This window comes from Geobacillus sp. TFV-3, assembly GCF_009901865.1.
Classification (GTDB): domain Bacteria; phylum Bacillota; class Bacilli; order Bacillales; family Anoxybacillaceae; genus Geobacillus; species Geobacillus thermoleovorans_A.
Genome location: NZ_MPSP01000001.1, coordinates 1,454,204 through 1,471,453, shown reverse-complemented (window position 1 = coordinate 1,471,453; position 17,250 = coordinate 1,454,204). Strand labels below are relative to the sequence as shown.

The window sequence follows — 17,250 nt, the reverse complement described above, 5'->3', positions numbered from 1 at the left end:
CCCTTTCGTGCTAATACCCCATTTCCTCTGCGGCCATGCGCACCACTTCTTCGTCAATGGCGTCCTTTTTCAGCTGATACCCGTATAACAGGCACGTCGTGGCCAACGTGTTGATCACCCGAGGCCATCCCCGCGACTGCAGGGCAATCGCCTCTAACGCCGATGGAGTGAAGATCGGATGCTTCGCCCCGGCCTGTTTCATCCGATGCTCGATGTAGCCCGCCACCTCTTCCTTCTCCAGCGGCCCCATCCGGTATCGCATGATGATCCGCTGATCGAGAGGGCGGTGCTGATTGAGCCGCAGCTTCCCCTGTAAATGGGGCAGCCCGGCCAAAATCAAGACAAATGGGTTGGTCGAATCCATCTCAAAGTTGAACAAGATGGCGATGTCCTGTAAAAATGCATCCTTTGCTAAATGCATCTCGTCCAAAATGAACACCGGCGTGATCCGTCGTTCATGATACAATCGCTCGATCGCCTGCTGGATTTGGCGGAAGAGGTCTACCTTGCGGTACTTCGGTTCCTCTCCTAATCCCAAGGCCAGTCCACGGTAAAAATCCATCACGCCTCCGGTGGATAACGGAAAGTAGACGACATGATACAATGATGGATTCAATGACTCTTTCAGCGCCCGAAGGGCGAACGTCTTGCCCGCCCCCGGCTCTCCGATCAACAGCCCGATCCCCCGGGTTCGTTTCACGTACTCCAGCGCCCGCAACGCTTCCTGAAATGGCGCCCCTTGATACGCCTTGGACGGGTCTGTTTCTTTCGCAAACGGCTCCCGCGAAAGGGAGTAAAACGATTTATACACCGTGTTCTCCCTCCTTCGCCGGAATCGCCGCAAACGGGGACCGATGGCGTTTTACATAGGCGTTGTCCTCCAAACGAACTCGAACGGCCTCCGCCACCTTCCTTCCATCTTCGTACACATAGACGCCCCGTTCATCATAGCGGAGTTCAATCGATTGCCCAATGAACTGGGGCGGCACTTCATACAGCTGCTTGTTCAAGGTGATCGTTCCATCGGCTTTGACCTTGCGGTGCTCCCGTTTCAGAAAAATCGCATCCAGCCAATCGCCATCTTCGATGAACGACACGAGATGCACTTGCGATTGAAACACCTCATGCGGCGTTTTTCCGTCCAGTGAGGCGTGCGGTTTTCGATGATACTCCTCTTCAAGCCACCTCCAAAAGCGCTCGTTCAGCTCTTCGAGCGACTTCGGGGGATCCAACTCCAGCAGCGGATAAAACCGCGTCTGTACGGTGCGGAAGAACCGTTCGATTTTCCCTTTGCTTTGCGGATCATACGGCTGGGTGTGGATGAGCGTAATCCCCATCTCGGCGCACGCATACTGCAGCACCTCGGATCGATAAATTTTCCCGTTGTCCGAGTAAATGCGCTTCGGCTTCCCGCAACGAAGCACCGCTTCCTTCGTGACGATCCGCAGCCCGTCAAACTTCTCCGAAGGGAAAAACTGCGCGTACGGCACCAACCGCGAGCAGTCATCGATATAGGCGATCAAAAACGTTTTCTGGGCTTTCCCATTGACTCGAATCGTTGGTCCATGGGATAAGTCCCCTTGCCAAAGCTCATTGATCTGGTCATACGCAAAGCGTTTTCGCTCCGGCATGGGCAAAATTTCTTTCCCGACAAGGTTGTGTTTTTTCAATAATCGGTATATAGTAAAGTAAGAGGTATGGTTTTCTGGGATTTCCCCCTGCTCGATTAGGTGTTCGTAGAACACCGTCACGGGCATGGTGGGATGTTCTTTTCTTAGGGCTAAAATATGATCCTCATCATCGGGCGACAGACGCCTTGAGTGGCCGCGGTCCGAACGGCGCTTCGGCTTTAAGGCGTCAAAGCCCCCTTTTTGTATCGGGTGCACCAATCGAGGATCGTCTTGGCTGCGATTCGCTTGTCGCCCTGGTGGGGAACATGGTGCACTCGCTCGCTCACCTCTTTCAGATACGTCTTCGGTTCCACCTGCCCATTCACCAACGGAGCGATTAGCCCGTACCGAAACAGGGCAATGTCGTGTCTCATCGACTCATCCATTCGAATCTCCTCCTGGTCTCACTTGGAATCAGGACCGTTCCGGTCCTCCTGCCCTTATCGTACCGAATTGCTTTTTCTCCGTCGATAGGAAAGGTTTGTGGGAACCTCAATCATTTCCAATTTAGGATATATATGTAAAATCAGGATCCCATTTAATTTGCAAAAGGGTGTCGGAATCCGTCCTCCCACATCTCTCTGATGACCGAATAGAGACCGTGTTCCTCCAACGTCCGGATCCACCAAGAAGCCCGTTCCTTTTCTTTTTTCACGATAGGGCCTATGATCCTCCACCGCCTCGCAAAAAAGCTATGAAGGTTTGATAGGTTTCGGTAGAACCGTCGGACATAAAAGATGATGCCGTCCTTTGTCGGGAGGAACGGAGCCTGGTTCGTCCCCTCGGTCAATCCCAACTGTTCTTTCACAACTTGCCATACGGCGGACAACGTATACTGAAAATACGGGAGGAGAAAGGAAGGCAGCACACTCACCGTCTTCAAGCATTCCCGACAGCGATACCGGACAATCCAAATGCGATCATCACCATGTGGGGTCAATGCGTTTCGCTCATAGTAACCGTGGCGGTGCAACGGGCGCTTGGCCCGGCAATGCGGACACTGTGTCAGAAGAGGGAAGTCGTTTTCTTTTCCACGCTCTGCATACGTTTGGACGTCAATGCCAAAGTCATGAAATTGAATCACGTCCTCCTCCCCTCCTCTGAACCGATGGATTTTCTCTTCCGAAATAATTCACAAAAAATTTAGCACATTCTTTCAGAAAAGGGGAGAGGGCTTTCTGAAAGAATGTGCAAAAAAATGGCTCTTTTGTTCCGAAATAAAGTGATAATTTACATTCAACTCTACTATCGGTTTGATGTACAAGTGTGCAATCCATACAGCGGACATGAGAAAGGAAATGCGGAGCGAAAAGTCTATTACACTCGCAACCTTTGTTTCGTCCCGGCTCCGTTGATCGAGTCGGATCCGGAGCTGGTGGAGTGGCTGCATCGCAAGATGGTCGAGGACCGAAACCGCCCTCATTATGAAAAGGGGCGGTTGATAGAGGAGCTATGGCAGGAAGAGCGGCCGGAGCTGTTGGCGTTGCCGGAACAAGATCTTCCGATCTTCTCCCTCGATCACGCTTACGTGAATAAGTACGGAGAAGTGATGGTGGATGGGAAGGCGTTCGTCGTCCATGGCCTGTCCGTCCCCAACCGGGTATTGGTGAAAAAAGAGTGGGATCGTTTCTTTGTGCTCTCTCCTGACGGAGGCATACATCTTGAGATGCCAAGGCCGTATACGAACGTGAAACGCGAGATCCCTTGGAAAGAGATTTTCGCTGAGTGGGAGACCAAACCCCGGGTTGTCGGGCATTCCCGATACCGGGCGTACTTGCCGGAAGCGATCCGAACGTATCTGGCTGGCACCCCGCCCCAGGTGGCGGCCCGTTTGAAAGGGCTGCGAGCGCTGTTGGATCGTTGCACGCTTTATGAAATCGCCCAGTGGCTCGAGGAGAGTCAGCGATGGGACTTGGCTCCTCATGAAATCGGGGTGTTGATGGAAGCCGAGCAATCCCATTACCCGGCCAAGTGGGAAGAATCGTACACCCCTTCCGTCCTGATCGACTATGAAACGGACTTAACGGTGTATGATCAACGTCTTCATCCTGTTCGGGAAGGGGGTGTCCAGGGATGAGAGCAGAGGTGAAAGAGATTTGTAAAGCGCTGCATTTGGCCTATATCGCGGATCGATTCGAGGAGGTGATGTTCGAAACGAAAGAGCAGTTTTTGCGGGATGTATTGGCGCTGGAGCTGTCGTGCCGCCAGCAGGCGAAACAGGCCCGGCTGATCAAGAAAGCCAAGTTTCGGGAGTTGAAATGGCTGAAGGATTACGAATGGTCGGATCACATCCACTGGCCGACCACGACATCGAAGAAGGAATTGTGTGACCTTCGCTTTTTGGAGCGAAAGCAAAACGTTCTGCTTTTAGGCTCGCCCGGGACAGGAAAAACCCATCTCGCCACAGCGCTCGGCATCCAGGCGTGCCAACAAGGCCATGAGGTTCGGTTTTTCCGCGTCGCGGATCTCGTCGCCCAGCTGGAAGAGGCATTGAAAAATGGCACGCTCGGGCGGCTGAAACGAAGCATCGATGCGTGCGAACTGTTGATATTGGATGAACTCGGCTATGTGCCGTTTCAAAAGCAAGGATCGGAGCTGTTGTTTCATATTATCGCCGACTGTTATGAGCGAAAAAGCGTCATCGTGACGTCGAATCTGGAATTTGGACAGTGGAATCGGGTGTTTGGGGACAACCGCTTGACAGCTGCGCTGGTGGATCGCTTGGTTCACCATGCCCACATCCTGGCCTTTACGGGAGAGAGCTATCGACTGCGGAACGCTCTCTCCGCGATCCAGCCGTCCTCTTCCCCCGGTCTGGAACCTTAAGTCTTGAGCTGGCAAGCCTATGTATTTTTTCTTGCACTTCTCTGCATTTTTTGCTTGCAAAAAACATCTTGACGCTCATGATTGACTCTTTAAATCCCTCTCCGTTCAGATAAAACGATTTCACCAGTTCGCAATGCTCCACAAACCATTCGTACTTTAAATCCCTCTCCGTTCAGATAAAACACGACGACAACGTCGGTACTCTTCAATCCACCGATCTTTAAATCCCTCTCCGTTCAGATAAAACGCCAATCTCCAAAATTGATTTTGACAATCTTATGATACTTTAAATCCCTCTCCGTTCAGATAAAACATTCCTTCCTTCTCGATTTTATATGTTCCGCCTTCATCTTTAAATCCCTCTCCGTTCAGATAAAACCGTCAGCAGCCGAGAAATTTTTGAAGGAACGCTATACTTTAAATCCCTCTCCGTTCAGATAAAACGGGAGATTGCTTCTCCCCCCGCCGATACTTTCGCCACTTTAAATCCCTCTCCGTTCAGATAAAACGCATGCAAGTGTCAGAAATCCTTGACCGACATTGCCGGCTTTAAATCCCTCTCCGTTCAGATAAAACCACCATCGGTCCTTCGCAATAGAACGGTTCCCTGCAGCTTTAAATCCCTCTCCGTTCAGATAAAACCACCATCGGTCCTTCGCAATAGAACGGTTCCCTGCAGCTTTAAATCCCTCTCCGTTCAGATAAAACATTGATTATCTCACGCTCATCCGACCTGCTCATTTTTACTTTAAATCCCTCTCCGTTCAGATAAAACCATTCGTACAATTCAGCAGCCAGCTTCATGTCGCCTCTTTAAATCCCTCTCCGTTCAGATAAAACGTTTTCTGTCACCTAAAATCGCCCCTTTCTTTCGTCTTTAAATCCCTCTCCGTTCAGATAAAACAATCTCTTCCAAATACTGTAAAATTTCTTCCAAATCACTTTAAATCCCTCTCCGTTCAGATAAAACTCGTTCGTGAAGTCGTCTATCAGCCCCGTACAGCCACCTTTAAATCCCTCTCCGTTCAGATAAAACTTGTACACCTCCGTGTCTTTTTACGACACTTTTTCCTTTAAATCCCTCTCCGTTCAGATAAAACTATTTATGATCTTTACCTGTCCGGAAAGGGCGATCACCTTTAAATCCCTCTCCGTTCAGATAAAACGAAATAACCTCAACAGGACATTATTGGCGCTTTCCAGCTTTAAATCCCTCTCCGTTCAGATAAAACGAAATCGTTTGACCGGCCCCATCGAAAATCTGAATATCTTTAAATCCCTCTCCGTTCAGATAAAACTTTATTTCCGTCTAATTTACGAACGGCTTTATTTCCCTTTAAATCCCTCTCCGTTCAGATAAAACGTTAGGTGAGCTCTGTCAAGAATGGCGCGGCTTTAAGTTTCTTTAAATCCCTCTCCGTTCAGATAAAACATAAGTCCCAACCGGGAGAGGCAAAGAAAACTCACTTTAAATCCCTCTCCGTTCAGATAAAACACGAAAGTGGACAGAGTCGGAAGAAAAATTATTAACTTTAAATCCCTCTCCGTTCAGATAAAACAATCGGTCAAACAAGACGCTGTTGCAATGTTGATTGTACTTTAAATCCCTCTCCGTTCAGATAAAACCGTGTTGCTCGTCGGACTAGTATATGCGGAGAAACACTTTAAATCCCTCTCCGTTCAGATAAAACGAACGACATGAAACTTATCAACGACTATGACGGCATCTTTAAATCCCTCTCCGTTCAGATAAAACTATGCCGAGCAGACCGAAGAAGCCTTGTGCTGTTCTCTTTAAATCCCTCTCCGTTCAGATAAAACTTTCGGCCCTCCTTTACCTTTATTTTACCAATCGTCTTTAAATCCCTCTCCGTTCAGATAAAACTATATACTTTTTTTCTAGCAGCCAATCGATGAAAGCCTCTTTAAATCCCTCTCCGTTCAGATAAAACTTTTCGGCCCTCCTTTACCTTTATTTTACCAATCGTCTTTAAATCCCTCTCCGTTCAGATAAAACTCCTATTGCCAAAGTGTGCTGTCTGAAATCGCTCGGATCTTTAAATCCCTCTCCGTTCAGATAAAACGTTCACTTCAATTCACAGACTGATGCACTCGCCGAACTTTAAATCCCTCTCCGTTCAGATAAAACTCAACGACAATCACAATCACTTTGCCAGGTACAACTTTAAATCCCTCTCCGTTCAGATAAAACGCGTATCTATTCCGTTTTATCCAACGACAGCAGCGCTTTAAATCCCTCTCCGTTCAGATAAAACCAACGGAAAGCATCGCAATTCGTAACGTTGATTATGAACTTTAAATCCCTCTCCGTTCAGATAAAACAATCCAGCTGTATGCCCGACTTGCAAGCATTTCACCTTTAAATCCCTCTCCGTTCAGATAAAACAATCCAGCTGTATGCCCGACTTGCAAGCATTTCACCTTTAAATCCCTCTCCGTTCAGATAAAACGACTCATAGGACCGAAGTTTTGTTCGTAGAAATGGCTTTAAATCCCTCTCCGTTCAGATAAAACGTGGCTCTAGGGTTTTCCGAGTTCCCTCGTTCCCCTTTCTTTAAATCCCTCTCCGTTCAGATAAAACGCTCTACTGATACATTAACCATTACAAAAGCCACCTTTCTTTAAATCCCTCTCCGTTCAGATAAAACCTGTTTCACACGACAACAAAACTGGGAGGGCGATGAAAGCTTTAAATCCCTCTCCGTTCAGATAAAACCTGTTTCACACGACAACAAAACTGGGAGGGCGATGAAAGCTTTAAATCCCTCTCCGTTCAGATAAAACCCACAACGGCAATGGGCAGAATGTTCATCACGATCGCTTTAAATCCCTCTCCGTTCAGATAAAACCTGGAACAAGCGGAAAATATGCTCTTGGATCAAATCACTTTAAATCCCTCTCCGTTCAGATAAAACGATTGTTGCTGTTGAAGGAAATCGGGTATGTTGCGCTTTAAATCCCTCTCCGTTCAGATAAAACGCGATGATGTCATTTCACTCGAGGTCGCCAATGCGACTTTAAATCCCTCTCCGTTCAGATAAAACAAGGGATACCGGATCGGGAAGCGGAAGCTCACGACAGCTTTAAATCCCTCTCCGTTCAGATAAAACAGTGATAGCCATTGAGTTTCTACAAATCAAAGCAACTTTAAATCCCTCTCCGTTCAGATAAAACAAGCCACCTCCTCACGGTACACTTCAATTTTTAAAGCGACTTTAAATCCCTCTCCGTTCAGATAAAACCCGCAACCGTTAGACTGTCAGTAAGCACTTGCCCGTTTCTTTAAATCCCTCTCCGTTCAGATAAAACTAGGGTTCACGAGGTTTTTCCATATATGTCACCATATACTTTAAATCCCTCTCCGTTCAGATAAAACGATGAGCGGAGTTTAATTCCGGTCACCGATTCGCCTTTAAATCCCTCTCCGTTCAGATAAAACCGTTTGGTTATCATTTTTATCAACAAACCAAAGACGCTTTAAATCCCTCTCCGTTCAGATAAAACGCGTAATGTGAGGGCTGGAATGGTTGAACAGCTCTCTTTAAATCCCTCTCCGTTCAGATAAAACCATGTTCCCACGCATTATTCCCTTGCAGACGGAGAGCTTTAAATCCCTCTCCGTTCAGATAAAACCTGGTATTGGTCTGGTCAAGTTGAACGCCTCGACCTTTAAATCCCTCTCCGTTCAGATAAAACGTCGATGAAGCCAGCCGTGCTATCGCTATTTTAACCTTTAAATCCCTCTCCGTTCAGATAAAACCCTCAAATTTTAAGATGCTATGACGGAAAGGCGATGTACTTTAAATCCCTCTCCGTTCAGATAAAACGCTTCGTGCTGTACCAGCACCCCTTGACCCTCTTGGACTTTAAATCCCTCTCCGTTCAGATAAAACTTGCCGCATAATCATGTTTCGCCGAACGTTTCCAGACTCTTTAAATCCCTCTCCGTTCAGATAAAACACACAAATTCCCGGACTTGATCTTTTTACACAATTATACTTTAAATCCCTCTCCGTTCAGATAAAACCTTAAACGGCACCAAGTAGCAATGTCCGATAAGTCCCTTTAAATCCCTCTCCGTTCAGATAAAACGATTCAGCAAAATCAGCTTGGATTCAGTGACATAACTTTAAATCCCTCTCCGTTCAGATAAAACAGCCAACCACACGCGGTTCCTCCTGCCGGATCGGGCTTTAAATCCCTCTCCGTTCAGATAAAACCGCATATTCCCGCTTGCATACCCACATTCAAGACAACTTTAAATCCCTCTCCGTTCAGATAAAACAAACATATCAGTCAATCCAAATGTTCCATCCATATCCTTTAAATCCCTCTCCGTTCAGATAAAACTATTATCTGGAGGACAAGATAGCACCACTTGTTTATTCCTTTAAATCCCTCTCCGTTCAGATAAAACCCCTATCAGTTACAAAATAATATTTATTGATGTAGCAAGCAATTTACGCTAATGCCTACGCATCAATTATACCGTATTTTGCAGTAAAGTGGTAATCGTGTTTTTAATGTTACGCAAATAATGAAGCACTGCCCTTGATAAATCAAGCTTTTTCCCATTTGTCCGCTAAAATGCGGTTCACTGCAAATTCTTAAACTTAAAGGAACAACTCATCAAAATTCTTTTCCTGACCAAATACCCGCTTTTTTATATTCTTGGGATTTCCTACTTCATACAAGTAAATGGAGTCTTCTTCTTTATCAATAATCATCTCCAATTCATACATGCACTTCATCAGCAAACTTTTCGAAATTTCCCCTTCAAATACACTATTTTGCGTCCAAGTGAGGTATTCCTTTAACTTTTTACAAACTTTGTTGACTCGTTTTTCAGCAACATCATACGTAATGATGACAAACATGTTTCACCACCATGCCTTCAATGGTTTATATATTTCATCACCGATGAAATGTTTAATTAACTTGTAGCATTCCAATCGTATAAAGTGCCGATAACTCACTTTTCTTTTCAATTTGCGGTGCTGGACAGATGTGGCCAACTTATTCTCCCACTCAATAATAAACTTTTTCTTTCCTTCCTCATTTAAAAATATCATTCCATCTATATCATCAAAATGTTTATTGGTAATGACCCGATTGTTAATGGAAGCGATAATGACCGGATCGACGATCAACGGCTTAAAGATTTCGGCTAAATCCAAACTTAACGAAAATCGCCTTGTCGATGGTTCATGCAAAAAGCTAATCGTAGGATCGAGCGGTGTTTTGTAGATTTCTCCCAAAACAGTTGTATAACATAACGAATTTCCAAATGAGATCAAGGCATTAAGCGGATCACGCGGAGGCTGCTTTGTCCGCTTTTCAAACGTAAAGTCCTGTCTCAAAATATGATTAAATGATTGATAATAATGTTGACGAATCCGACCTTCAATCCCCATTAACTCTTGAACAGTATTTGCTGCTTCTAGTTTCCTTTCTTCCTCTTGTATTTGTTGAATGTATACTTCTGCTTTTTCCTTATGTCTGCGGATATTCCGCAACATATGATGCACTGCACTTTCCAAGAACATTTTTGCTATATACAACCGTTTTCCTTTATCGAGATAATGAGCGCTCTGTTGCACAACCGTAAAACCAGACACTTTTCTGTTTCGAGGACAGAACGTTCCGGCATAAAACCCATAATAGTTGAAAATATGCAAATGGACCTCATGCTGGCTTAACAAATTGAGCAACGAGGAGTTGAAATCCACTTCTCCAAATACATATAAATTCTCGATTTGATGCACAGGAAGCGATCTCTTGTTTTCTTTTTCATCCAAAAAATAAATCGTATTATCCTTTCGCTTGAGACGCCCGTTTGAAAAAATATAATGATCTTTCAACATCACTCTTCACCTTCCAGTGCATAACAAAATTCGTAATATGCACACTTTGGGCAATATGATAGTTTTTTAAGGGGTGGAGGAGAGGGGCGTTGCAAAATTTGATACATGTCTTTTAGAGCCTTTTCAATCTTTTGTTCATCTTCTTCTGTTAAAATGACTTCTTCTGTTTTTCTTTCCTTCGTATAGCTGATCAATCCTTTTTTATGAATATCTCGTTTTTTCAGTTCATAAAGATAGTACAACATTTGAAAACGGTCTGCTTCGGCCATTTTGCTTGAGATTTTGATTTCGCGAACGTACTCCTCCTCTAATGCATCTAGTTTAAACGTGTCATCAATGAGAATTTCCCTCTCATCCAAACGTGGATACGCCCTTTCATGGAGAATTTTTCCTTCGATCACTCGTTCATGCTCTTCTTCCATTCCAATCCCTTTGGAAAACAACCATAATTTCCGCTTGCACACTTTGTAATAATGAATTTGAACGCCGCTTGCCATTGGCCGCACTCTCCTCAATAGAATACAGACAATGATGTGTCGAATCGAATTCCTGTTCCTTTCCCCATTTCTCGGTCAAAATCATATTCAGCATCTGCAATGTATATATGGTCAAACGGTTTCGGCAATCGTTCTGAGACACATTTCTCCGCAAGAAAACGATGGACGCTGATCGTCTTCTTTTCAATCTCCATCCGCAAGCGAAGCCGTTCTCTTCCATCTCGGCAATGGCGGTATTCATCTATTACCTCTGCGATTCCATCGTAAATTCGCCGCGGAATAACTGGAACGGTCTGAATGTCGCGCAGTTTCCGCTGTGCCTCTTTTTTGCTCATTTCATACGGATCTAAATGATCAAACATAGATAATGCATCCTCAAACTCCCGCAAAAACCAGGTTCCTTTTAATCTCTCACGTTCATATAGCTTTCTAACCAGTTCAATTTTCGCTCGTTCATCAAGAATTTTTCCATCATATGGATTCAGCAAACAAATGCTTTCATAAACGAGATGCTCGTCATATACCGATGGAACTCCGGAAACGTTTTGTGTAAAAATATGGATATTGCATTGTTCTCCTTCAATAAACCTTCTGCGATAACAACGCCCAAGACGTTGAAACAAACTATCTAATGGGGACATTTCCGTGAATAAATAGTCAAAATCGATATCAATGCTTGCTTCGACAAGCTGAGTCGTAATCCATATCCCATTTGTCTTTGCCTCATTGAACTCTTTAATTTGCCGCTCGAGCCATTGGCGATCTTCCTGCGTAAATTGTGAGTGCAACAAATGAACAGGTACATCGCTGGCCTTCTCGGATAACCGCTCGTACAGTTCCATTGCCCGACGAACCGTGTTCACAATGACTAACACTTGGGATGAACGCGCCAGCCTTATAAATGCATCTATTCCTTCCGTTATTTCCTGATCATGAAACTGAATGCGATGGCGATGATTTCGGTCGTCAATAAATTCGCCGAAAACGGCGTCTTCCTCATCGATGATGCTTCGTCGCTTGAGTTCATCTAAATATAAAGTTGGCAATGTAGCCGTCATAATCATAAATCGACCGCCTACTTTTTTAATCATTTCTAATGATTTAATCAGCATCGCAGCAATTTTTGGATCATACGCTTGGATTTCATCGATCACCACTTTGGCGTTTGCCATGCTCGCCAATTCTTTTTCAAATCCTCGGTAATAAAAGGGAAATTTTAAAATTTGGTCAACTGTTGTGAAAAGCAATTTCATGGACAACTGTTGCGATTGTTGCTTGATCGCTTCCCAATTTTCTTCTCCTTGTTCTGCTAAATAGAAAGCGCTCGTGGAATGTAAAAGGCCCACAGCTTCGTACCCCATTTGATGCCGAATCCGTTCGTAAATCGCGTTGATGCTGACGCGAAGAGGCAAGGTGAAAAATGCCTTATCTCGATCGATCCACAATAAGGCAGATTCCGTTTTTCCCATCCCTGTTTGCGCAATCACAATCACATTTTTATGAGTATGACTTGCTGTAAAACGCTGTAGGCCATTTAGATGAAATGACTTATTCTCCATATACCGCCGTACATAGACGCCAACATTTTGATGAATGTCGGACTCGACGGGAAGGTGTGCCGAGGCTGCATGGTCGATTCGCTGAAGAAGACCTTTTAGCAACACATAATCCCAAAATGGTTCTCCGTCATGGATAGTGTATCGACGCAATAAACGATCGACAAATCGAAAGGATAGCTTCTCCACCAAAGGCAGATTCATATGTTTTGCAATCGCTTCCCTTTGCACATATAAATCACTTTCTAATACATGACGAATCGCTTCCTTGTCAGGAAGTTTGTCCCGCTCATGATGGTAGCCGATGGCATGAGTTAACAGTCGTCTTTCTTCTTTCGTCAAATTAAATTGATCAAATGGAACAAGGCCGACGGACAAATAGTTATGCGGTACATTGGCGTCGCAATCGGTTTCGAGCAGTTCTTCTTGAATGGCACGGCGGATTTTGTTTTGAAACACCGTATTCGCTTTCCCAATGTCATGGTACTCGATCGCCAATCGAAGCAATTCCCACATTCGTTCACTGACACGAACAAACCGATCTCCATAACTATCTTTTAACAACTTCCAATTATCAAGAAGACGATCCGTATGTTCACGGATCGTCTCTTTCGTTTCGGACTTTGCATAAAACATGGCCGTTTTATCCCCCCCAGGCCTATACATGAAAAAATACGAGTTCCCCATCTTCATCAACGCACGCTCCCTCTGGAGCTGTCGTCCCTTTCCGCACGTATCCCACATTCACTTTCTCCCACTTTCTTACTCCGTTCATGATTTCGTATTTCCAAGGGAGTTCATATGGGATATGCTTTATGTCTATATCGAGCAAGTGACGGGGAATGTAAGCGTAGTAACGTAAATCTTTCTCTTCATCCAATTCATCGACATGAACGAGTTTATACTCATCGATTCGGACTAAATCTTCCCATCTGCCTAAGCTATAATGGCTTTCGCCGGTTTCGATGGCATGAATCACCCGTTCAAGAACTTCTTCTTCTGCCTCGACGTGGATCAACAAATCAACTCGGTATAACAAATGAGTATAAATGGGCATTGTCGTAATTTCGTTAGCATCGTATGAAAACGACTCACCTTGAATCCCATCAAGGATCAACGGAAAAGCAGCGACATCGCGTTTTTTAAAGAAGTAATGCCGCTGATAGTCGAGCAGTTTCGCCTCATATTCCCCTTGAACGCTTAAGCGCATGGGGATGAAATGATCCGCGCGAAGCAACGCGTGGATCATTCCCTTAACTGTGGAATAGGGCGGAAGCGGATATGTTTCTGCCACCTTGGAAGCAAACGGTTTTTTATAGCACGCCGTTTCCTGGAATAGCTTTAAACGCAACGCTTTCATTGTCATTCACCGTAGTATGCTTGAACTTGTTCAGCAATATGACGGAAGAATTGCTCCACTGATCCGGTCTTTTCGGCAAATCGTTGGGTAAACTCCTCTTCATTTGCAAACATTCCGCTTACTAAGCCGACGCGCGTCTCGTCAGCAACTGGCTTGCCTGCGAACGTTTGCGCCATGGTATCCGCAATAGGAGCAAGTTCAATTTCCCACCCTCGCGGCGAAGAGGCTAAGCGAATTTTTCCAAGGAAAAACGGATTCGCCACATCATATACTCCGCCGATGACGAATAACGGGGATAAGTTTTCACGGCGACCGCGAATATTCCGATTGAGCAGTTTCACAATGTCAAGCAATTGCTGGACGCGCTTCGCTTTTTCTTGATTGGGCAATTCCACTTCCCCATCAACGCCAATGCGATGCAAGTCAATCGTGATGGTGTAACAATAGAAGCTTTGATGCTGCTCGATTTGAGCCAAATTCGGGTCAGCCCCAATTCGGTTGGCCAGCCCCATATTATTTAAAAATTCCAAATCGCTTTTATACGGCTCGAGGGAAATGGCATGGCTTAAACGCACGACAGCAGCTCGTTTTTGCGAGTTTTTATCCGTTTTTAAGTACCCAAATAAATCCATTTCAACGGAATCCTCAATAGTAACATCTTTTTTGAACTGAACAACACCGCTCGCTTTATCGACAGTATTTAAGTTCCAGCCAAACAGTTCATTTCCTAAACGAACGATATCGTAACGCAAACTTTGCCGTGATGCGTATGTATACGCGTCTCCATTGCCACGATGAAACTTTTTCAATTCGGAAATATTCGCAATACCCTCTCCATAGTTTAGCGATCCCGCTTGAAAGACAATTGTCATCGTCACCGTTTTCGTCATGATACAACCTCCTCTTGTTCTCTTTGTCCTTCTTGAGACAGCAATCCAGCAATAAAGGCGTTGGCTACAGCCGGAAAATCTAAATCCCGCTCATGCAGCGCATTTAAGAAAAGCGGGGAAATCGGCTGGTCCGCTGACATATGGAGACGGAACAACGTATCCAAGAAGCTTTTCCGGTCTCCTGCTTTCGCTGCGTTTAACAACCAATAGGCAATCGCGCTAATTTTTTTACTCGGGCTGGCAGAATAACGGTCGGCCGTTTTAGCGCCTCCAGCCTGTTCCAATGCCTTCCGAATCTCTTGGCCGCACCGATATAGGGCATATACCCTTTTGTCTGTTTTCTCCATTTCTTTTCCTCCTCTTTTCAACTGTATAATTCGGCTGCGTTCGCGAACAGCGATGTAAGGGCCGATGTGGGAACGTCCATTTTCAATACAATCACGCAAATATTGATAAATGACTCGAGCAGGGTCGACTCCGCGCAACACGTCTTGGATGAATTGTTCACGATAGTCATAATGGACGTAATCCAACTTTCCTGGATATTCAACAAAATAGCGAGCCAAATACAAAGGAAGATGGTAATAGTGCAAGTGCGTTTTTTTGCTGTCATAATCAGAAGAAAATTCTAAGAAAAAGAGATGGTCGATCACATAAGCTGCTTCTTTCGTTACGCTTTGAATGAGCTTGCTTACGATGCGGTCAAACGGATCCTTTTGTTGCTTCATTTGCTTCAAGTGGTTGTTTTTCTGTAAAATCTCAGGGAATGCCGCATCGGATTGGACAAAGCCTGCGTACATGCTGTGCTTATATTGCCCTTGAAAACCCTCTTTCTTTAAATAAATAGCCGCACCAGCAGGCGCAAAAAACAACACAAGTTTCGCCAAAGATGAAATCGGTTTCGGTTGCTTGTCTTGCAAATTCCAGTTGAAATTAAGAGCGTTGCCTGCAGATACCCCAATTGGGGAAAATGTCATTTCTTCAAAGTTATAAAACGCAACGCGCCCAGGAAAAAGCATGCATTCATACATAATGCCCATCTCTTCCCTGATTTGCGGCAACGTTTTCCTTCTCCACGCTCTCTTCAACGCTTTAAACGGCCCATATTCGGCATGCTCGTCCAGGAAATGAAGAACTTCATTCTCTGTCGAAGCAGAGCGCAAGACGTGTTCAAATTGAAGGTCGTATTGCACCGGAACAATATAATCGACCTGAAATTGTTCAATGTGCCCTTCCAAATCCAGATTATTTTTTGAAACATTCAAAAACGATACTTGTCCGAAAAACGACTTTAGGACAGCTTCTTTAAAATAGTTTAATGTCAGTTTTTCGTTAATGGCATCTTTGGAGACAAGTTGTTGGAATTCGGCGATACATTGCTCCAATTGTTCAAGCTGATCCGGTTTTTTTATCGATTTAAGCGTTTCAAGCAACCGATCAACCGGCTCATCGGGGAAATACTTTTGAATTTTCTTTCCCCTATTCTTAACCATCTCTTTTATATTGAATAAGGCCATTGAAAACGAGTTTTCTTTTTTGGCCTGTCCGAGGTAATGGAGCAATCTCTCTCCATCTCGCTTGGCCACGCTGTATTCATCCATCAAATAAAGAAAATACGCCCGGGGCAACTGTGGCAGCACCTCTGTCCCCAACTCAAGCCCCTGAGGGTGAATGGAAACGCTTTGTCGGTACTGCGGGTCGATAACCCCTTTCCGCAATCCATACTCAAATACCCGATACAGACCGACAAGCCCCATTGTCACCATCCACTCACCCATGCGGAGTTCGAGCTTCATCCCCTCACCTCCTCTATCTCCAGCAGGCCGAATCCTTGACTGCGCCGTTTTGACAACCCAAGCTGGTACAACAGTTGCAAATCACTTGGATGACCGGTTAGGGAAAAGAGGTTTTGGTACGCTGTAAAATATAAAACGTCGCCGTTCCCATGCGTTGCCTCAAACTCGTGATTCGTCTCCTTCACTACCACCTTGCGCCATCGCAACGGCCGCACAATCAGCGGCAACGATAACCCTTTTCCCCGATACTGTCGCAAAATAAGGTCAGATAAATAATTCACATGCTCCTCATAGTTGGGGGTATCCGGACTAACCGGCTTCTGGTTTTCATCCTCAATAAGCATGGGAGAAAGGGTGCGAAACACCACCGTAGAATCTGTGATCGTTTTCTCCGGCAACATGCGGATTTTCTCTTTTACAAGTTGATATTGCTTATACGAGAATGCTCGTTTTTGTTGCAAGCCGTTGTATAAGTGCAAAAGAAACTCATGATCGGGCGAACTGACAGTCATTGTCATACCCTCTAAATAAACCTCTTGATCAACAAAATGGAAATTTTTTAAATACGCAGAAAATACAAACGGCTTCATTGAAGCGCTCTCGTATAAACGCTCATAATATTGCTCATCCGACATTCGCAATGCTTCTTTTATCACCGACACCAACATCATGCGGTATGAAACAGGCATTCTTTCCACTTTGAAAGAGCAAGTAAGCCTCATGACGCACCTCCTTTTGATTATATATTACCCTATTATGGATGAAAATGT

Annotated in this window: 11 protein-coding genes, 2 pseudogenes and 1 CRISPR repeat array; of the genes and pseudogenes, 2 read left to right on the top strand and 11 right to left on the bottom strand. The window is 44.9% G+C overall.

Translation table 11 applies throughout. The features are described 5' to 3' along the window. Positions 1-10: 10 nt before the first annotated feature. The 3 genes and pseudogenes from BJQ97_RS07475 to BJQ97_RS17645 form a co-directional block, all read right to left on the bottom strand. A complete protein-coding gene (locus BJQ97_RS07475) occupies positions 11-811 on the bottom strand; it encodes an ExeA family protein (protein WP_160155462.1) in 801 nt (266 codons plus the stop codon). Further along, positions 804-2,056: pseudogene (locus tag BJQ97_RS07470) on the bottom strand (IS481 family transposase). Before BJQ97_RS07470 ends, BJQ97_RS07475 begins: the two are co-directional and overlap by 8 nt. Before the next feature lie 152 nt (positions 2,057-2,208). Then, positions 2,209-2,754: a DUF6431 domain-containing protein gene (locus BJQ97_RS17645; RefSeq protein WP_079935676.1), complete on the bottom strand. Its 546-nt coding sequence runs from the start codon at positions 2,752-2,754 to the stop codon at positions 2,209-2,211. 153 nt (positions 2,755-2,907) lie between these two features. Here BJQ97_RS17645 and BJQ97_RS07460 point away from each other — a divergent pair. Then, positions 2,908-3,747, top strand: a pseudogene (locus BJQ97_RS07460) (transposase); the annotation flags it as partial. Continuing rightward, on the top strand, positions 3,744-4,496 hold the full coding sequence (gene istB / locus BJQ97_RS07455; protein ID WP_021322668.1) for an IS21-like element helper ATPase IstB: 753 nt from the start codon (positions 3,744-3,746) through the stop codon (positions 4,494-4,496). The pseudogene BJQ97_RS07460 and the gene istB, both read left to right, overlap by 4 nt. Before the next feature lie 87 nt (positions 4,497-4,583). Then, a CRISPR array of direct repeats spans positions 4,584-8,934; the repeat unit is 29 nt; unit sequence CTTTAAATCCCTCTCCGTTCAGATAAAAC. A gap of 196 nt (positions 8,935-9,130) precedes the next feature. On the opposite strand, the gene cas2 is transcribed toward istB, so the two are convergent. From cas2 to cas6, 8 genes are read right to left on the bottom strand one after another with little or no spacing between them, the layout of a single operon-like run. Continuing rightward, positions 9,131-9,394 (bottom strand): CRISPR-associated endonuclease Cas2, encoded by a 264-nt coding sequence (cas2, locus tag BJQ97_RS07450; RefSeq protein ID WP_013144995.1) that lies wholly within the window; start codon positions 9,392-9,394, stop codon positions 9,131-9,133. A 3-nt stretch (positions 9,395-9,397) separates the two neighbouring features. After that, entirely contained in the window at positions 9,398-10,381 is a 984-nt protein-coding gene (gene cas1b / locus BJQ97_RS07445) for a type I-B CRISPR-associated endonuclease Cas1b (RefSeq protein WP_160156090.1), read from the bottom strand. Next, on the bottom strand, positions 10,381-10,878 hold the full coding sequence (cas4, locus tag BJQ97_RS07440) for a CRISPR-associated protein Cas4 (RefSeq protein WP_160156089.1): 498 nt from the start codon (positions 10,876-10,878) through the stop codon (positions 10,381-10,383). The genes cas1b and cas4 overlap by 1 nt, the downstream gene beginning before the upstream one ends. A gap of 14 nt (positions 10,879-10,892) precedes the next feature. Next, on the bottom strand, positions 10,893-13,070 hold the full coding sequence (cas3, locus tag BJQ97_RS07435) for a CRISPR-associated helicase Cas3' (RefSeq protein WP_160156088.1): 2,178 nt from the start codon (positions 13,068-13,070) through the stop codon (positions 10,893-10,895). A gap of 22 nt (positions 13,071-13,092) precedes the next feature. Then, on the bottom strand, positions 13,093-13,794 hold the full coding sequence (gene cas5b, locus BJQ97_RS07430) for a type I-B CRISPR-associated protein Cas5b (RefSeq protein ID WP_160156087.1): 702 nt from the start codon (positions 13,792-13,794) through the stop codon (positions 13,093-13,095). Between the two features lie 2 nt (positions 13,795-13,796). Continuing rightward, positions 13,797-14,684, bottom strand: coding sequence for a type I-B CRISPR-associated protein Cas7/Cst2/DevR (cas7i, locus tag BJQ97_RS07425; protein ID WP_044737285.1), 888 nt, complete (start codon positions 14,682-14,684; stop codon positions 13,797-13,799). Further along, positions 14,681-16,480, bottom strand: a complete 1,800-nt coding sequence (locus BJQ97_RS07420) for a type I-B CRISPR-associated protein Cas8b1/Cst1 (RefSeq protein ID WP_160156086.1) — start codon at positions 16,478-16,480, stop codon at positions 14,681-14,683. The genes cas7i and BJQ97_RS07420 overlap by 4 nt, the downstream gene beginning before the upstream one ends. Beyond that, on the bottom strand, positions 16,477-17,202 hold the full coding sequence (cas6, locus tag BJQ97_RS07415) for a CRISPR-associated endoribonuclease Cas6 (protein ID WP_160156085.1): 726 nt from the start codon (positions 17,200-17,202) through the stop codon (positions 16,477-16,479). The genes BJQ97_RS07420 and cas6 overlap by 4 nt, the downstream gene beginning before the upstream one ends. Positions 17,203-17,250 lie beyond the last annotated feature (48 nt).